Raw genomic sequence first — 20,052 nt, forward strand, 5'->3', positions numbered from 1 at the left:
TTCAGCCTTACTTCTTCTGCCATGGCGATATGTGCTGGCCGGGCTTGCTGGCCTCACGCGAGCGCAGATCGGCCCCTTGCGATCTCGTCGTTCCATCTTCCGGTTGATGATCGAGCCCGGCAAGCCAACGATCGTCAGGCGATATTGGCGGCGGGGCGGGACGTCCCGGCCGATCGGTCATGATGGCGCCCATTGCGCGCAGATCGTCGGGTGTCAGCCACGCGATCTCGTGGGCGTGCGTCGCCAGCATCTGCCCGATGATGCGTGGCGGCACGCCGAACCCGCTTGCGATCCGTGCCATGGCAATGGTCGCCTCTTCGGTTTGCGCAGTCTCGTGACCGAATTTGTCGGACACGCCGTGGACGCCGATCGCGGCCTCGTAGCTTGCGAATTTTTCGTTTCCCGCCGCGAACACGATGAAGCAGGCCGATGCGCAGCGCGATCCGGCCGCGACAATCGTCGGCAGCTTCGCCCTGCGGATCAGGCCGGCGAGCTTGACCGCCTCGGCGAGGCTGCCGCCCGGTGAATCGAGCCGTACCGCCGAGATCAGGCGGTTGCCGTCATTGGCGACCTTGATCAGCGCTTCCGCGGTTTCGGTGTCGCCTTGGGCGACGTCGCCGCTGAGCGCGATGACGGTGACGTCGCCCTTGAGAGTCACGCTGCTCAGCTCGGCGGCGGTCGCGGCCGTGCTGAAGATGGCCGCTCCCAGCACCCTCAGCACGGACGACACCATCGCCATCGCCGGCCTCGGTCTCATTTGCGCGCGACAGGCCGCGGTGCCGCGCCCGGCGCATCGAAGCTCGAAGGTGCGCGTCGCATGCTGTCGAGACGCTCGCGGAATTCCTCGGCAATCACCTGGGCGTCGTGGCCGTTGCGCACCAGCTTCGTCGTTGACGAACACGATGATCTCGGAGCGGAGCTTGGTGTCGCTCTTCTGGCTGAGCAGGTCGCCGAGATATTTGATCTGGTTGAGGCCGGGCAGTCCGGCCACCGAACGCTCGTCGTCCTCCTTGATGAGACCGCCGAGCAGCACGGTCTGGCCGCTGCTGGTGCCGACCGTCGAATGGATCCGCCGCTGCGAGATGGTGGGCGTCAGGTTCTGGGCACTCGCGCCGCCCGGATTGACGACGTTGGAGACCTCCTGCTCGATCTCGAGTTCGATCGATCCGTTCGGATGCACATGCGGCAGCACCTTCAGGATGATGCCGGTGTTCTGCCGGCTGATGCTGCTGACCACATTGAGGCCGGTGACAGTGCTGCCGGTCGAGATCGGCACCTGATCGCCGACCTCGAGGATCGCCGGCTCGTTGTCGGAGACCACGAGCGACGGAGCCGACAGCACCTTGACGGTGGTCAGGGTGGACAGCGCGTTGAGGACCAGCTTGGGATTGGCTTCGGCACCGAGCAGCAGGTTGAATCCGGGCAGCACCCGCGCGAGCAGGGCGGTCTGGGCGGCCGATTGCGCGGCGCCGAACAGGCCCACCGATCCCTTGTCTGGACCGGCGCCAGCGTTGGCGCTGGTCAGATAGGCCTGCACGCCATACTGCAGCTGGTCGGTGAGCGTGACCTCGGCGACCATGGCATCGACGGCGACTTGCAGTCGCGGCCGATCGAGCGACTCGATCGCCCGCTCGATCACGAGATAATCCTCCTGGTTGGAATAGACCATGATCGCGTTGGTCGATTTGTCGGCGGTGACGCGAACGTTCTGAAATATGCCGCGCGGAAGGGAGCCCAGTCCGGTCCCGCCGCCGCCGGGTCCCGCAACCTCCTGGTCGTCGTCCTTGCGGTCGGTGAAGCCGACCTGGGCCGTGCCGCTGCGATTGGTGGTGCCGGAATTGTCGGTGCCGCCCTGGGTGGCCGTCGTCGGATTGTTGCTGTTGCTGAGCGTGCCGGCACCGAGCGAGTCGATCCGCGATGTCGTTCCGCTCTGACCGGGTGCGGTCGGACTGGTCTGGCTGTCACCGGCCGATTGCGAGCCGCGGCCGACGAACATCTCGTTGAGGATGCGGGCAATGCTGCGCGCATTGCCGAAGCGCAGGCTGTAGACCCGCACCGTGGTGCCGGTGGGATCGGAGCGGTCCAGCCGCCGCACCCATTGGGTGGCGCGTTCCAGCACCTTGCTGTTCTTGCTCACCGCCAGCACCGCGTTCATGCGCGACACCGGCTGAAACTTGATCACGCCCTGTCCCTGTCCGCCCTCGGCGGTGTCGAAGACTTTCTCGAGCTCGCGGATCATGGTCTCGGGCGCGGTCGACTTCAGCGGATAGAGCCCGACCGACTGATTGCGCAGCCACTCCACATCGAGCGTGCCGATGACGCCGAGCGCCGCCTGGCGCTCAGAGGCAGTGCCCTGGATCAACAGCACGTTGCGGGCCTGATCGACGCGCACGGCGCCGGGTCGCGACAGGAAACTTTCCGCCGTCTTGCCGATCGCGGCGGCAGAGACAAAGCGCAATGGTACGATCGAGACGCCGTAGCCGGGCTGTCCCGCGCCGACCACCGAAACGCCGGCGCCGGCTGCCTCCGGCAGCGGCACGATGCGGATCAGATTGTCTTCGCGCAGCAGCGCCGCATTCGACATGCGCAGCACGCTCTCGAAGATCGGCAACACGTCCTTGCGCGGAATCCGCTGCGCGGAGGCCAGCGTGATCACGCCCTGCACCCGCGGGTCGACGACGTAGTTCATTCCGAGGGTGTCGCCGATCACGGATTTCACCACCGTCGGAATATCGGCATTGTCGAAGTTCAGCTCGATGCCACCGCCATCGGTAACGACGTCGCTGTCGACGGCATTCGCCAGGCGGGTCGTCGCATTTGTGGCGGCCTCTCGTTGCGTAGGCGTAGGCTCCGGCGCGAGATCCTGATCGGCGCCGGGAAACACCATCGGCTGCGTGCGCGCGGATGGCGTTGCGGCGGAGGTCTCGCCGACCGGGCCGTTCCAGCGCGCCCGCAGATCGGCATCGCGGATCGGGTCGGTCACCTGGTCGCGGCCAGGCAAGTCGATGGCCTTGTCCATCATGCAACCGCCGAGCAGGCCGGCGAACGCAAGCCACGTGCAGGTCACTGCGCCGACCGACGCCATGCGCCGGGGGCAGAACGGTTGCAGACGTCGCTCGACTGGTTCCTCTTGTCCGCCTCGCGGGGATGCCGCGGTGTTACCGGCAGTTCGGTTGTCAATGCGCATCGCTTGCTGCCTTCCAGGGACGATCTGCAGGGGCGAGGCTGCTGCCGGCGAGATCCTCGACCTCGTTGATCAGAGCCTCGGCGCGACCGATCAGTACGCGGGCGTAAGACGGACTGATCGGCCGATGCCCGAAGGCCGCGCCATCGAGTTGCGCGTTGATCTCGCGTGTCAGGGCGCCACGTCTCGTGGTGATCGCGCCGATCGTGTCGAGATAGCGCTGATAGCCGCCGTCGCCGCCCCTGATGGCCTGGGTCGCAAGCGCAAGGCCGTTGCGCCCGAGTTGACCGAGCGGATCGTTGATCGTCTTGGCGGCGCGCGCCAGATCCCTGTACGTCTCTCGATCGTTCGCGAGCTCGGCCGGCAGTGCGTTCGCTTCGAGCGCATCGACAAGCACCACGCCGTCGTGGATGTAGCGGTCGGTCAGGCCCAGCAACGCCAGCACGGTGGGCCGCAGGTCCGCGTGGTGCGAGAGGATGTCCGGTGTCTCGCCGCGGTGAGCGACGCCCGGTCCAGCCATGCCGAACCAGCTGCCGCCGAGAATTTGCGCGATGTCGCCGCGTACCCACGCCGTGTCGGGATCGACCGCAATGCAGGCCGGGGGCCGCGCGCAGTCGGCACGGCTGGTGGCTGTCCGAATGACGTAATCGGGATCGGCGAACATCAGGACATGCGGCGTGCGCGCGGGGCTTGCCGTGACCATGTGCATGAGCTGCATCTGGGCCCGGTCCGCGACCATCGATGTCAGGCGATCGCTTTTGCCGGTGATCGGGTTGACGACGCCAAGCTTGCCGACATCCTGCGCAAGCGTGCGCGTCAGCGGATCGGTGGATAGCGGATTGCCGCGGATGTAGAACGGCGGCGTGTTGCCGGCTTGAACATCGAATGCCGTGACGTTGCGCCATTCGGTCGCGAGCAGCCGATCGATGGCGATGCCGATCGCGCCGATCGGCCCGTAGCTGCACGGTACCGCAACGCCATCGCACGCCGGCGGGCTGGGTGGTCCGCCGACAAAGCGGTCGTTGCCTGTAGGCGCGACGACGAACAGCGTGTTGCGCGTCGTGATCCCGCTTGCCGCGAGCCGGTCGATAAAGGCCTTGAAGGCCGCATCGTCAGCGGCGAGCCTTGCGACATGGTCGCGTTCGCCGGGGCCGAAGGCGCGCCGGCGCGCGGCGGCCCGTCTGTGCGCATTGCCGATTCCGACATAGACCACCGGGACGCCGGCCTCCAGCATCGCCGCGGCATAACCGAGCGATTGGGCGGCCGTTGTCTCCGACGCACCGGGAAAGCCCGGGTGGCCTGTGTCGTCGTCGATGATATCGCCGCCGAGATCCCTGACCGGGCCGTCCGGCGAGATCACCGGCTGTACATTGCGGTTGCCGAACAGCGCGCTGAAGCCGGCGTAGCTACCCGGTTCGTCGGGCAACAGATCGGGACGCGCATTGGCGTTGCTGCACAACGTACTGCCGCGCGCGCAATGGATGGCGATGCCGAGCAGATCGGCGCGCGCCTTGAGCGGATCGCCGGCAGCAGCGCGCGCTTCGGAGGCGCCGAGCGTGGCCGCGACCTCGGAGCCGATCTCCTGCAGCGTCAGACCTGTCATTGCGAACGCGCCGACGTCACAGCCGGCTGATGTGAACGGCACCCACGGCGCGGGCACGGTCTTGCCGGTGTCGGCCAGCATCAGTGGCTTGCCGTCGCTACTGTTCGCGGTCCAGTAGGCGAAGGCGCTGGCATAGCCAACGCTGCCGTCGCTGCGGAACGCAGTGCTGCTGTCGCCGATCGGAACGCCCATGCGGTCGCCATGCAGACCGGTCAGGATCGTGAGCGCGTCCGTGGCCGTCTGGGCCAGCGGCGAGGTCTGGTGATTGCTCCCGATGATGCCGCCGCGCGTGAGGAAATCGCGCAGATGCGGCATCTGCTCGAGGTCCGACGGCACGTTCGGGCTGTCGCGGCGCAGGTGAACGTTGTCGAGCTCGATCTGCACGACGCGCTTGATCGCACCGCCGCGCGAGCGAAGCTCGCACGCCGCGAGCGCCTGTCCGGCCCCGGTGCTGCACGTCACAATGCAATCCAGCGCCAGGAACAGGGCGCCGAGCAGCAGCGGCATGAGGCCGGCACGGATGCGACTCGAACGCATGACGCTACGTCTTTGATACCGGTGTTTCGTCTCGACGATCTTGGTGTCGATGGAAGCCGCCGCATCGGCTGGATGCCGCCTGCTGCACGCCTGGAGTGTGTGCGGCCTGGATGACGCCGTCGTTACACCAGCTCTCGCGCCACGCGCATGGCGACAATGCCCGGCTGTGATTCACGTTCACGGATTTGACGCATACACGCTGCGACGCGCGACACCTTGCGCCGCGTGCAACGAGAAAGCTTGCAACACGCGCGCTGCTGGCGCAGGTTGATTGTCGCACGCGCTGATGACGATCCATCGACGCTGATGCACTCAGACAGGTACAAGCACGCAAATACATACACGCAAATATCCGCACGCAAGTACCCGCCCACAAGCACGCGCAGACAAATGGACGGCCGGCAGATGTCGATCGCATTGCAATCGTTGATGGTCGCTGTGCTTTGTCTTTGCGCGATGTTTGCTCGCGCTGCAGAAGTTCCGGCGGCTGGCGAGGTCATCGTCGACAATCCGGTGGAGCTCCAGCCGCTGCAACAGTTGAGTGCGACCAGGGACAAGCCGCTGTTCTCGCCCGCGCGGCGGCCGCCGGCCAAGCCGGTCGTGTCGGTGGCCCGGCAGGAACCGCCGCCACCGCCACCGCCGCCGCCGAGCGTGGTGGTGCTCGGCATCGTCAGCGAGAACGGCGACGGCCACGCTGCGATCCGGGCCTCGAGCAAAGGCGAAAAGGTGCTGCGCGTCCGCACGGGGGACGACGTGAGCGGCTGGAAAGTCGAGCGGATCGAGCCGCGTCGGCTCGTGCTCAAACAGGGGGAGCGCTCGGTGGATTTCGCCCTGTTCACCGGTGCGGCGAAGCCCCCGAAGCCCGCCGAGCGGCCAATCCGGCAGACCAAGGCCGCAGCGCCAACCAATTGACGCGCCGCTGCTTTTCGCGAGCAGGCGAATTGGCCGGTTCTCGCCGAGGTTGAGTTCCAGCGCAGGGTTAAAACTTTTTTGCGAAATCGCTTCGCGTTAGCCCGTTTCAAACTGTCTTAGAAACAGGAGAGGCGTCCCGAACTGTCGGGCGTGTCCGCTTGGGGGCGGCTGCGCCGGTAGGGTTGCGTGCCTTTCATCGAGTTTGTCGGCATCGGGCCAACTGGTTGCAGGCTGGCCGGTGCCGCGTTGCGTCACGATCGTTCGCATCGCCTGCTGCATTGGAAGGCCCGCATGCATTCGCTTCCTCGCTCGATCTCGCGCCGTGGCCTGTTGCTCGCAGGCGCAAGTTCGATCGCGATCGCAATGGGCTCGCCCGCGGCGGCGCGACCGTTCGGCACGTGGGGTGGCGTCAGCACCGCGGCCACGCAGGCCGCGGTCAGCGCGGCGCAGGCAGCCGCCCAGCAGGCGCAGCAGGCCGCACAGAACACGCAAGCGTCGATGACACGCGCCGCGCAGGCGATCCAGGCATTGCAGGCGGCCCAGAGCGCCGCGCGCGGCCTTGCGGCGAGCGCGCCGAGTACGGTGGCCAACGGTCTCAATGCAGGCGGTCTGGTGCCGAACAGCGGCCTCGCCGCGTCCGGCGTCGCCAATCCCGTCACCACCTGGGTCGGCGCCAACACGCCGACGCAGACCAACAGCGGCGGCCAGACCACGGTCAATATCAACCAGACCCAGGCCCAGGCGGTGTTGAACTGGCAGACGTTCAACGTCGGCAGGGACACCACAGTCAATTTCAACCAGCAGGGCAACGCCAACTGGGCAGCGTTGAACAAGATTGCATCGACCGGCGTGCCGAGCCAGATCCTGGGATCGATCAGGGCTGACGGCGCAGTCTACGTGATCAACCAGAACGGCATCATCTTCGGCGGCACCAGCCAGATCAACGTCCACACCCTGATCGCATCGACGCTGGACCTGCCGTCCAAGCTGAGCGGCAGCAACTATCAGGGTTATCTGCAAAGTGGGCTGTTCTCGCTGCTCAGCGATGTTCCGACCAACCCGAGTGTTACCGTAACAAATGCATCGGGAGCCGCGATCTTCAACCAGGGTAGCGGTGGAAAGGTCGTGGTCCAGCCTGGCGCGATCATTGATACCACGGGCAAGCTGAGCGCGAGTGGCGATGGCGGTTATGTGGCGCTGCTCGCGGATGGCGGCGTCAGCAACGCCGGTGCGATCACCACCAGGAATGGCCAGATCATCTTGGCCTCCGACAGCTCCGTCACGCTCGCTACGCCGCTGTCGACAGCGGTCGGCGTCCAGACGGCAATGCGGGTCCTTGCTGGCGGCGGCTTGGTCACCAGCGAAGCTTCCGGCTTCCTTTCGTCCAGTTCCGGCGCGGTCACGCTGGCGGGCGGATCGATCAATCAGCTCGGTGGCATTGTCGCCACCACCACCACGACGCGCACAGGCTCAATCGGCCTGAGCACGACCTGCGTGCAGGGCGGCTGCGCGGCCGGCGCGAACGGCAATATCGTCCTGGGGGCAGCAAGCTTCACGTCGATCCTGCCGGACGAGACCAGCGGAACCCTGCCGACCGCGACGCTCAATACACCGACGTCGGCGAACGGCGCCAGCAACGCGCCGTACTTCCAGACGGTCCTGCAGCCGCAGATCAACATCACGGCGGTGGGCAGTGTCGACGTGCAGGGCAGCGGCGCGGGCGGTGCCGGAGCCCTGATCAAGGCGCCGGGTGCCGCCCTGACGATCGGCGCCGACAGTGTTATCGGCACGGTCCTGCTCGAGAAGGGCAGCACCATCGATCTCTCCGGCATCGCCGGCGTGACGCTGCCGATGTCGATGAACCAGATCAGCATCCTCGTCACCGCGGCCGAGGTGGCTGACAGCCCGCTCGCCCAGGCCCTGATCGGCAAGACCGTGACCATCGACGCGCGGCTCAGCGGCACACGCGCCGATGGCGTGCAGTGGGTCGGCTCGCCGCTGCTCAACGCGGCCGGCTATGTCGGCCTGATCCCGCAGAGCATCGACCAGATCCTCACCGTCGGCGGCAATTTCACGACGTCGGGAAAGAACGTCGTGCAGCAGCCGGGCGCGAGCATCAACGTATCGGCGGGCTATGTGCAGTACACCAGCGGCCTGATCAGCACCACCCGCCTGCTCGGTGCCGACGGGCGCATCTACGACATCGGCCGTGCCGATCCCACCATCGCCTATGTCGGCGTCGGCAGCGGCTTCACGGTGCTGCACAAGGTCAACGGCGTCGTCGATACGAAGCTGACCGAAATCTACCTCAGCCCTTGGGGCGGCGGCAGCAACACGCACTATGAGGCGAGCTACATCACCGGCGCCAATGCCGGCTCGGTCACCGTCGCGGCCATCAATCCGATCGTCAATGACATCATCGGCAATGTGGTGGCGGGCAGCCGCCAGCGCGCGCTGGCGGGTTCGTCGAATCTCTCGCTGGCCGACCAGATGCCGAAGGGCGCGTCGCTGAACATTACGTTTGCTGTTCCGCCGCAGAGCGACGCCACGCAACATGCGGTGCTCACTCCACAGGCCGATGCTGGATCGGACCCGTACGGCCTGAACGGCTTGAATTTCGCCAACGCATCCAACTGGTCGCCGGCGCTCGCCAACGGCGTATTTCCGATTTTCACCGATGTGCTGTCCAATGCGTCACTCGGCGCGATCTCGATCAAAGGTGCGCGCCGGCTCGACATGGCGACGAACGCCGTTCTGTCGGTCCGGCCCGGCGGCAGCATCACGCTGGACGGGGTTGCCACTATTGACGGTACGCTCAGCGCGCCCGCCGGCCAGATCAGCCTCACCGGCTTCATGTATGCCAGCCAACTGCCGCAGGTGCCGTCGACACCCGCGGTGGTCATCGGGCCGCATGCGGTGCTCGACGTGCGCGGGCGCTGGGTCAACGACACCGGTCTGTCGGAGGATCAGCTCGAGGGGCGCGCCTACGTCAACGGCGGAAGCGTGAGCATCATGACCATCGCCGCCAGCAATGGACCGTCCCAGACCGATGGCATCTTCACCGACGTCACTCAAAGCATTGTGCTATCGCCTGGTAGCGTAATCGATCTGTCCGGCGGTGGTTATGTCGACAGCACCGGAAAGATCAAGATCGGCTCGGATGGTCTGCCGGTCGGCAAGGGCGGCAGCCTGACGATTGTCACCTATTTCGGCGACTTCGGTGGGAAAATCGTCGATCCTAACAATGGCGGCAACAACGGTTTCAATGTTCCCCCTCACGGCACCAATCCCGACGGCACCGTCAACCATCCGGATCAGGCCAGCGTGCTACTGGGTGGTGCGATCTACGCGGGCGGCTTCGATGGCGGAGGGACGCTTGCGCTGAAGGCCTCAACCATCGTGGTCGATGGCGGGACTGCAGAGGTGAAGTCGTATGCTTCGAGTGCGACAGCCAGCGCCGTCGCGAATTACACCGGATCTCCGGTCACGGGTTTCGCCGTATCGGACGCGAAAGCCGGTCAGCTCGTTCTGCCGCCGTCGTTCTTCACCAGTGGCGGCTTCTCTCAATATACTTTGACCGACGCCTATGGCGGCACCACGATCACCGCCGGCACGCAACTATTGTTGCAGCAACAGCCGACCGCACTGCTCTCGGGCCGCGAGGCGCGGATTCCGACCGGGGCCCGCGTGCGCGACTTCGCATCGTTGGGACTGCTGCCGGACGGCCTGCGCAAGCCGGTCAGCCTGTCGCTGGGCGGGACGAATGTCCTGATTGATCGCGGCGCTGCCGTCGTCACCGATCCGCTGGCCACGGTCACACTGAATCCGATTGCAACGGCCGATATTCTCGGCAGCATCGTTGCGCCCGCAGGAACCATTACCGCAACGGGCCAGGAGGTGCGCGTCGGCGCCACCGCCACGCTCGATGTGAGCGGCGTGTTCGTGCCCAATCCGCAGGTGAAAACCTATTCCACCGGCACGGTGCGTGATGGCGGCATCATCTCGCTGTTGGCCACCACCGTGGTGGCGGAGGCGGGCGCACAGTTCAACCTGCAGGGCGCGGCCGTGACCGCGGAAAGCAACCTGATCCAGCTGCCGCAGGGTGGTCTGGTGCCGCGTTTCGTCGGGCAAGCGGCCTGGAGCAACGGCGGCAGCCTGCAGCTGTCCGGCACGACCGTCTATTTTGCCGGTACCGTCGATGCGTCCGGCGGCGCGCCGCTTGCGACCGGCGGCAGCCTGACCATCGGCGTTATCAACAACAATGCGGTTGGAGCCCCGCCGACGCCGGATAGCATCGTCGTGGAGCAGCCCGGCGTGGTCGCAACGAACCTGCCGGCTTCGGGCGCGACGGCGACACCGGGCGCATTCATCGGGGCCGATACGCTGAGCAACAGCGGCTTCGATTCGGTGACGCTCAATGGTCGAACTATTGCGTTCGACGGCTCGCTCAATGTCACGATCCCCGGCGCGCTGACCCTTTATGCGCGCAACGGGCATTTTGCGATTGCGGATGCGTCCGTCGTCAATCTGAACGCCGGCTATGTCCGTGTGGTCGGTGGCACCGGCGCCCTCGGATCGATCGTGCCGGCCGCCGGCGCCGGCGTATTGAACGTGACTGCGCAATGGATCGACCTCGAGCGCGGCATTGGGCTCGACAATGTCGGCAACGCGAACCTCACAAGTGCCGGCGCCATCCGGTTGCTGCCGAACTACTATGGCTTTGTCGACGGCGGTCCAGGCGCAGGAGAGACGATCTTTGGCGGCGCGCTGGTCGTTCCGGGCAATCTGACGCTGCGTGCGGCCGAAATCTATCCGGTCAGCAACACCGCTTTCCTGTTGATGTCGACCGGCACGTTGGCTTCCGCCAGCACCGTCACCATCGCACAGAATGGTGTGCCGACGGCACCGCTCTCGGCCGGCGGAAGCATCGTGGTGAGCGCGCAGACTATCGTGCAGGGCGGCACGCTCTGGGCGCCGCTTGGCAACATCATCCTGGGCTTGCGGACGGCCAGCGACCTCCCGACTCAGATAGGCCGCGCGATCAAGAACGCGACTGGCGTCGACTTTACCCAACAGGCATTAGCGTCGACGGGGAGCGTGAAGTTGACCGCGGGCAGCCTGACCTCGGTCTCGGCGGCGGGCCTTGTGATCCCCGACGGCTACACCATCGATGGCACCACCTGGTACGAGGGCAATAACATCAGCACAGCCATCGTGCCGCCGGTGCTCGCCGCGCCACCCAGCAAATCGATCAGCCTGTTCGGCACCGATGTGGCGACCCAATCCGGCGCCGTTCTCGATCTCAACGGCGGTGGTGATGTCTATGCGACCGAGTTTGTCGCAGGCACCGGCGGCAGCCGCAACGTGCTCGCGACCTATCAGCAGAACCTCGCCAACGGCAGCATCACATCGACCTACGCTGACGGTCGCCAGGTCTACGCCCTGGTCCCGACCTATTCGGCGACTGTTGCCGCCTACGATTCCAATCTTGCCTTCGCTCCATATTATTCCGGCCTCGTGATTCCGGCCGGTGCCAACGCCACGGCCGCAGCCGCTGCCAGGCAGCCGTTCGCGAACGGGATCGCACCGGGCCAGTCGGTGACCATCGGTGCCGGCAGCGGCATTCCCGCCGGCACCTACACGCTGCTGCCGGGAATGTACGCCACGCTGCCCGGCGCCTACCGCGTTGTGCAGGTTGCGAGCAACGTCAATCCGAATGCGGTCGCGAGTACTTCGAGCTCCGACGGCTCGCAATATGTCACCGGCACGCTCGGAAATACGTTGACCGGCGCGCGCTCGTCGCAATCGGCCGCCTTCCAGCTGCAGTCGCAAGCGGTGTGGTCGCGATATTCCCGTATCGACATCACCTCGGGCACCACCTTCTTCCGCAACCAGGCGCTTGCTGCGGGCAAGGCACCGCCGCCGCTGCCGATCGACGGCGGTGTGCTGGTGCTCGGCGCCATCAATTCGCTCGACCTTGCCGGCACCAATCGCTTCGCGCCGGGCACCAGCGATCTCGCGCCCGGCCTCGTCGGCGGCGGCGGACAGGTGCAGATCGGCGGCAGCAACATCCTGATCCGGGCCGCCGACCGGGCAGTGCCGGCGGGCGATTGCCTTGCCGGAAGCGCGCCGGATTGCACCGGTTCGGTCAACTACCTCGTGCTCGATGCCGATCAGATCAGCCGCCTCGGGGCGTCCTCGGTGCTGATCGGCGGCACCGCTCAAGTCGTCAACGGCGTCCAGAACATCACCGCCAGCGCGCTCAATCTCGAGGTCCTGACCGACGCGGCGCATCCGCTGACCGGGCCCGAGCTGCTTCTTGTCTCGCTTGCCGGTGACGGAAATCTTGTTACCGGCAGAGGTCTTGTCATCGGTGACGGCAGCGTCATCAGGGCAATCGGCGCCGTGCCGGGCGGCACCGACCGTGACATCACGATCGGCGCGCTGCCAGTCCAACAGTCCGACGGCAGCTATGTCTTCGCCAGCGGCGACGGCGCGCTGCTGCGTGTCTCGAATGGCGACACGGTGAAGGTCAGCCGGATCTATGTCCCCGGGCAATATGCGGGTAAGGGTCCGCCGCCGAGCAGCCAGACACCGCTCGGTGCCTTCTCGGTCGGCGCCGGCGCGGTCATCGACGGCGGCAATGCGCTGACGCTCGACACCAGCGGCAGCGGCACGCTCGCCTCCGACGCCATCCTGAACGCCAGGAACTACGACATCGCCGGATCGGTCATCAATATCGGCGGCGGCAGCACCGGCATCGTGCTGAATCCTGCGGTGCTGGCGAATTTCAACGATGCGGTCTCGGTCCGGCTGCGGAGCGCGACCGTGATCAATCTGTACGACGCCAACGGGTTGCAGATCGGCGACGCCGTGCATCCGATCGGCACGCTGACCTTCGACAGCGCCGGGCTTTACAGCAAGGGTGGCAGCACCACCGTCAATGCCACCAACATCGATCTCGCCAACACCAGTGGCGCGACCGGCACGGGCATCACCGGCGCCGGCGGTACACTCACGCTCAATGCTTCGCAAGTCATCACCGAGGACGTCGGCGCCAAGCACCTCGGCGGCTTCAGCCAGATCTATTTCAACGCCGGCAGGGCGATCGCATTCAGCGGCAATGGCACGCTCGATACAGGATCGGTTGCGGCTGCTACGCTGACGTTCAATATCGGCGGAGTAACGATCGCGAACCCCGGCACCGGCTATACCAGCGTTCCGGACGTGACCGTCTCGGGCGGCGGCGGATCCGGCGCCCAAGCCACCGCGTTGCTTGGCGTGGTCAGTTTTGCCGTCGTCAGCGGCGGTTCGGGCTACAGCAATGGCGATCCGGTCACGGTGTTCGGGACCGACAATAATGGCAACCCCGTCACGGCGACCGGTACGGCCATCGTCGATGCCAATGGCGCGGTCACCGGCGTCAAGCTCACCGCGGCCGGCTCCGGCTTCCCCGGCTTTGTCGACTCCATCTCCGTCGATAGCGCCACCGGGGACGGCGGTGCCCAGTTGACCGCGTCGCTGGGCGTGGTCGGCGTGACCGTCACCAATCCGGGCTCCGGCTATACCAGCATGCCCACCTTCTCCTTCGCGAACGGCGGGGGAGGCGTGGCCACGACGGCGCAGGCCGTCGTCAACGTGACGGGAATCAATCTGACCAATCCGGGTGACGGTTACCTGAGCACCCCGACCATCAAGATCAGCGGATCCGGCACGACCGCGACAGCCACCGTGTCCGGCGGCGCCGTCACCGGTGTGACGCTGACCAATGCCGGTACCGGCTATTCGAGCCTGCCGACGCTGACGTTTGCGGGCGGCGGCGCTGCGGCCGCGAACATGGTGCTGTCCGCGCCGGCAATCGTCGTCAATAGTGGCGCGACGCAATCGCTGAGCACGCTGGGCAATATCAGCCTCGTCACCGCCGCGGGCACCAAGCCCGCCAGTGTCGCCAGCAATATCGGCGGCGTTCTCGCTGTCGCGGGCGGGTCGATCACGGACAGCGCGACGATCCAGGCGCTGTCCGGCAAGGTCAGCCTGACCGCGACCGCGGGCGACGTTGTGTTGGGTAGCGGCGCTCTCATCGATGCGTCCGGCTCGCGCATCACGATCCTCGACGTGGTCCAGGACGCGCCGGGCGGCAATGTGCAACTCGCGTCGACGACCGGCAATGTGATCGTCGGGCAGGGCGCCACCGTCAGCGTTGCCGGGGCAGGCCGCGGCTTTGCAGGATCGCTGTCGATCCTGGCTGCGAACACCGCCGCACTCGACGGAACGCTCGACGGCAGCGCGGCGTTCAAGGACCTCGGCGGCAGCTTTACGCTGCAGGCCAACAGCGTCGGCGGGGCGGCCGGCCTGCCGCTGACGGCTTTCACTGGCGGCTTCTCGGTGCGGCTCGGCACCGGCGACATCCGCATCGAGGCCGGCCAGACGCTCAATTCCGGCAAGGTGCTGCTGGTAGCCAATAATGGCAGCGTGGTCGTCAACGGCACCATCGATGCGAGCGGGCCGAGCGGCGGCCAGATTTCGCTTTATGGCGCTGGCGTCACCGCGGGCAGCGTGACCACCGGCGGCGTCAGCATCGGCGGCAGCGCAGTCCTCAAGGCGTCGTACGCCGCAGGCGATGCGTCCGATCCGGCCTATGCCGCCGCCAGCCTGGTGCAGACCGGCGGCACAATCACGCTGGGCACCACCGGCACGCCCGATGCAAACGGCGCGGTCAACGCCACCTATGGCTACCAGAACATGTCGACCTCGGGCGCCATCCGCGTCGCCGCGGGCGCCATGTTCGATGTCAGCGGCGGCCCGGGCGGGCCGAACATCAACAATTCCGGCGGCTCGGTCATCATCCGCGCGCCGATCCTCACCAACAATACCGTCAACGTCGATTTCCGCGGCACCGTCATCGGCGTGGTCGATGGCGGCGGCAATCCGATCGGCAAGGGCGTTGTGCTCAATCCCTACGCGGTGTGGAGCACCACCGACAGCTCGACCAGCGCGCAGCATTTCGACGGCATCATCGATCCGGCCGGATGGTTCGACGCCGCCGGCAATCCGTTGCCAGGCACCGATCAGCACGGCAACACGACCGATCAGAACGGCAACACGATCGTGGCGCCGACGCCGCAGGCGCCACTGCCGACCGGTACGATATTCATCGTCACGGCGCCGAATGCCGATCACGTCGGCTTCTACCAGAGCACGCTGGCGAGCTTCGTGCAGAACCTCGCCGTGACGCCGGCAGGAGGCGGAGCGAGCTTCGCCAATATGCATGTGCGGCCCGAGATCGATCTGATCAATCCGAGCCTCGACATCAACAAGGGCAACATCACGGTCGCCAGCAACTGGAATCTGGGCGCAGGCGGTGTCGACGCATCCGGCCACGTCTCGCTGGTGTATCGCACCGCGACCGGCGGCGAGCCCGGGTCGCTGGTCCTGCAAGCGAGGAACAACGTCAACATCAACGCGGCGGTGACCGACGGCTTCTTCGTCAACTACAATCTCGGTGGCACTGACGCGGCCTCTCTGTATGCGAACGAACTCAATTCGAGCCTCTACCAGGCCTATCTCGGCATGTTCCCGGACGGCAACAATCTGTCATACAGCTCAAGCGGCATAGCCGATTATCTCGTCAAGACCAACGGGTCGTGGTCAGGCCTGCCGACGTCTCCGGCTTCGCCCAGCGCCGCATTCTTCGGGCTGTCGGATGCCGCCTATAACGCGCTCGCGCTGCAGTTCAAGCTGGCGCAGCCGGTCGTCATTTCCTCCAGCGACCCGGCGGTGAGCGATCAGTACAATCTGTACTATTCCCAGTATTTGCGGATGTTCCGCGCCTACGAGACCGAGCTGATCGGGGTCAACGTCAACGGGATCAACCCATCAACCGGCGTTTCGGCGCGCGGCGGGATCGTGCTGTCCTATGCCGACTTCGTGGGGTATGCCCAGAGTAGGGGCATTTCGCCGAACTTGTCGACCGTCGTGATCCCGTCGGCGCCCACTACATCGACGGCATACTACAATTTGACGGCCGGTCTCGGCACAATCAGGTTCGTGAATGGCAACGCCGTCGCCTTGACGGGAGATTACGCCACACGGTGGACGGCCTATTTCTACAATGTCATCACCGCAAATCTGCGCGGCAGCAACAAGCAGAGCGTCAACACCTTCGTGCTCCCGGTAAGCCTGGAGACTGCGGCCGGAGCAGACTTCGCAAACGGCGTGCTTGCCGCCATCGCGGTGACGCCACCGGCGCCGCCGCCGGCCTACGACACCTTGCAGAGCACCTACCTGGCGTCCACAGATCCAGTTCCTCCCGCCGACCGGATCGCCAACAACCCGGCGGTCTACAATCCAGTCGGGGGAACTATCAGCACGGTCTTCAACACAACATCGGCGTCGCAGCTGATGTCCGCGGCCGTGAGTGGGAAGGGCAGCTTCTCCTACGACATCGTCGCCGGCGCGGCCTTCACCGCGGCCAACACATCGCCGGCCGATCCCAACGCGGTGATTTCGTTGTCGCCACAGTCGCCGACGGTCACGGGTAGCCTGACCATCGACGGCCACACCTCCTATCTGAACACGCTGTCACCTCTCGGAACGAAGACGGTCTACATCCCGACCCTGGTGCGCACGGGCACCGGCTCAATCACGATCGCTGCGGCCGGCAATGTCGAACTGCGCGACCAGCTGGCTCCGGGCGCGGTCTACACCGGCGGCGCCGCCGCCGCCACGCCGGCCGATTTCAACACGCCGACGGTACCTGCGGCTTATTTCGTTAATCCGAACGGGCTCGTCAGCGCACCGGCATGGGCCACCGGCGGCGGCGCGGTCACCATCACCGCCGGCGGGTCGATCATCGGCATCGAGATGCCGATCGATGCAGATGGCAGCCAGACCGGCGTGACCGGCGGTTCGACCGGCCAGATGTGGAGCGACTGGTACATCCATTATGGCCTCTCCAACGGCACGTCGACGCCGTTCGCGGCTTGCGCGGCTGCGGGTTCGATTGCGTGCCAGACCGCGGCCTGGGTCAACTACGCGACCTTCTTCCAGGGTTTTGGTGCGCTGGGCGGCGGCAACATCACGCTGTCGGCGGGCGCCGATATCATCGACATCGGCGCGTCGCTGCCTGAGACGCTCGTCGTCGGCGGCGGTTTCACATCGGCCAATCCGCCCAAGGTCACCTATTATGGCGGCGGCAATCTCAGCGTGACCGCCGGCGGCAACCTCCTGAGCAGCGACTTCCTGGTCGGCCGTGGCGCCGGCCTGATCCGCGTGGGCGGTTCGGTCCAGACCACCACCAGCAATCTATTGAACCAGGGCCTTCCGACACTTGGAGTTACGCTCTCCGGGAGTTCCGTCTCCAGCACCTACGCACTGCCCTTGCTGCTGGCGGTGCAGGACGGCTTCATCACGCTGGCCGCGCGTGGCTCGGTGACGCTCGGCAACGTCTACGATCCTGCGACATTGCCGCTCAACGCCGCGCTGCAGGCGAGATTTGATCGATACTTGCCTGGCGCGGCGAACGAAAGCAACGCCGCATGGAGCAACATGTTCACCAGCTACGGTCCGGGCAGCGGCATTTCGCTGACAAGCCTCACCGGCGATCTGACAGGCCCGACTGTTTCACCCGCGTCGATCCCCGGGCTTTTTGCGCACAACGCCGACTCCGGCAACTACCAGCTCGGAGTGACCGCGAACGCCTCGATCGTCGGGCTGCTGCTTCCCGCCACGTTCGACTTGGCGGCTCTCAGCGGAAACCTGACCCTGAGCAAAACGGACGTAAGCAACGTACTGCCAAGCAACAATGGCAACGTCAGCCTCGTTGCGGCCGGAACCCTTGACCTCGGACTAGGTCTTGCGATGCCCGATCTTGATCCCAACATCGCGCGTTACATCGGCTCAATCGCCATCAGTGATCAAACCACACTAGCCAGCAACTCCATCAACCCGCTCGGGCTGCCTTGGGCGACCCTGACCAAGGCATTGCACGCGAACGATCCCGTGCCCGTCGTCATCGCAGCCGGCAAGGATATCTTCGCCGTCAACGCTGATGCCGGTTTTGGCTCCAGTTTGACGCTGATCAAGCCGGCGCGGATCGAAGCGGGCAACAACATTTACGCGGGAATCGCCCCAGGTGGTGGCGTTTCCACGACTAGCAATGGCACCCCACAGGCCAATATCAGTTTGACCTTCATCGGCCAGAACAACAACGCGGCCGACATCACCAGCATTGTTGCCGGCAACGATTTGGTCGGCGGCTCCTATCTTCTCTATGGCCCCGGCACCTTCGTGCTGCAAGCCGGGCACGACCTGGGTCCGTTCTCGGCATCCGATACGTCGACCCGTGGTATCGCGACGCTCGGCAACGGCAGCGCGGTCGGCGGCGCATTCGCCGGTCTGCCGACAAGTTCCCTCAAGCCCTATCTGCCGTCGAAGGGCGCGGAGCTCGATCTGTTGTTCGGCGTGAAGCCCGGCATCAACTATGCGGCGGCGATCGCCGACTACGTCGATCCGGCGCATGCCGGCACCGGCGGCATCGACTTCCTCGCCGATATCGCCGCCGTGCTTGGCCAGCCGCGCGATCAGGCCTGGGCCACTTTCCAGGGTCTGTCGCAGGCCCGGCAGCAGCTTCTCGTCAACCGCGCCTTCCTCGATTTCCTGATCCAGGTGGGCAAGGATTTCAAGAATCCGTCGAGCCCTTATTTTGGACAGAATGCACGGGCCTACACAGCGATCGCCACTCTCTTCCCGGCCGGCTACGGCTACACCGACAACAGCCTGGGCATCGACGGCAAGGCGGCGCCGAAGATCGCGACCGGCAGGTTCAACGTCGCGGCCTCCGTGCTCGAGACCCAGATGGGTGGCGACATCAACATCCTCGGGCCGGGCGGCGGCATCACCGTCGGCCACTCCTCGCTCGATACCTTGAGCCCGAGCCAGGAGGGCATCCTGACGCTCGGCGGTGGCACCATCCGTGCCTTTGCCAACGACTCGATCCTGGTCAATCAGAGTCGCATCATGACCCAGCAGGGCGGCGACATCGGCCTGTTCACCGCCAATGGCGACATCAGCGCCGGCGCGGGACCGAAGACCTATGTCTCGAGCCCAGCGCTCAGCGAGATCTGCACCACCGACGGCTACTGCTATATCAACCCGCAAGGGCTGGTCACCGGCGCCGGCATCGCCGCGCTGGTCACGCTGCCCGGGCAGGATCCGACCAGGAGCAACGTTACTTTGGTTGCGCCGCGCGGCACCATCGACCTCGGCGCGGCGGGCATCCGCGGCAACGCGATCACGCTGGTCGCGCCGGTCGTCCTCAACGCGTTCAACCTGCAGGCCACCGGCACGGTGACGGGCCTCGCCTCCACGCCAACGCCGAGCACCACGCTGTCCGCCGTCACCAGCAACGCGACCGCTGCGACCCAGCAGGCCGGTCAGCCGGCGCCGAACAAGCCCAACGACCAGCCTTCGATCGTGATCGTCGAGGTGCTGGGCTATGGCGGCAGCGGCGGCGATGACGCGGCGCCGGCGGGCAGCAGCGGCGGTGGCAATAGCCAGACGCCGAACAGCAGCGATGACGAGCGCCGTCGCCGTGGCGGTGGGCAGTAGCCTGTCGTTGGTGCGAGCCATGGCTACGCTGATCCGGATTGCGCACTATGCGTCCTCGTCATTGCGAGGAGCGAAGCGACGAAGCAATCCATGGTTCCGCGTGTGCGGACGGATGGATTGCTTCGCGGAGCCTGTCATCCGGCGGCGCTTCGCGCCGACCGGGTGGCTCGCAATGACGGGGATAGGGCTGCGCGCTTCGACCGCAAGG

General features: G+C 65.9%; 4 protein-coding genes. 2 read left to right on the forward strand and 2 right to left on the reverse strand.

The genetic code is table 11. The annotated features are described in order from the left end of the window. Positions 1-7 precede the first annotated feature (7 nt). A complete protein-coding gene (gene gspD, locus ACVIGA_RS32805; RefSeq protein ID WP_456669249.1) occupies positions 8-3,067 on the reverse strand; it encodes a type II secretion system secretin GspD in 3,060 nt (1,019 codons plus the stop codon). A gap of 109 nt (positions 3,068-3,176) precedes the next feature. After that, positions 3,177-5,324, reverse strand: coding sequence for a hypothetical protein (locus ACVIGA_RS32810; protein ID WP_456669250.1), 2,148 nt, complete (start codon positions 5,322-5,324; stop codon positions 3,177-3,179). 405 nt (positions 5,325-5,729) lie between these two features. On the opposite strand from ACVIGA_RS32810, the gene ACVIGA_RS32815 reads away from it, so the two are divergent. Next, the gene (locus tag ACVIGA_RS32815; protein WP_456669251.1) at positions 5,730-6,236 is read left to right on the forward strand and encodes a hypothetical protein; all 507 of its coding nucleotides are present in this window, start codon (positions 5,730-5,732) and stop codon (positions 6,234-6,236) included. 291 nt (positions 6,237-6,527) lie between these two features. Continuing rightward, entirely contained in the window at positions 6,528-19,844 is a 13,317-nt protein-coding gene (locus tag ACVIGA_RS32820) for a filamentous haemagglutinin family protein (RefSeq protein WP_456669252.1), read from the forward strand. The last annotated feature ends 208 nt before the right edge of the window (positions 19,845-20,052 follow it).

The sequence above is a fragment of the Bradyrhizobium sp. USDA 3240 genome (assembly GCF_054063295.1).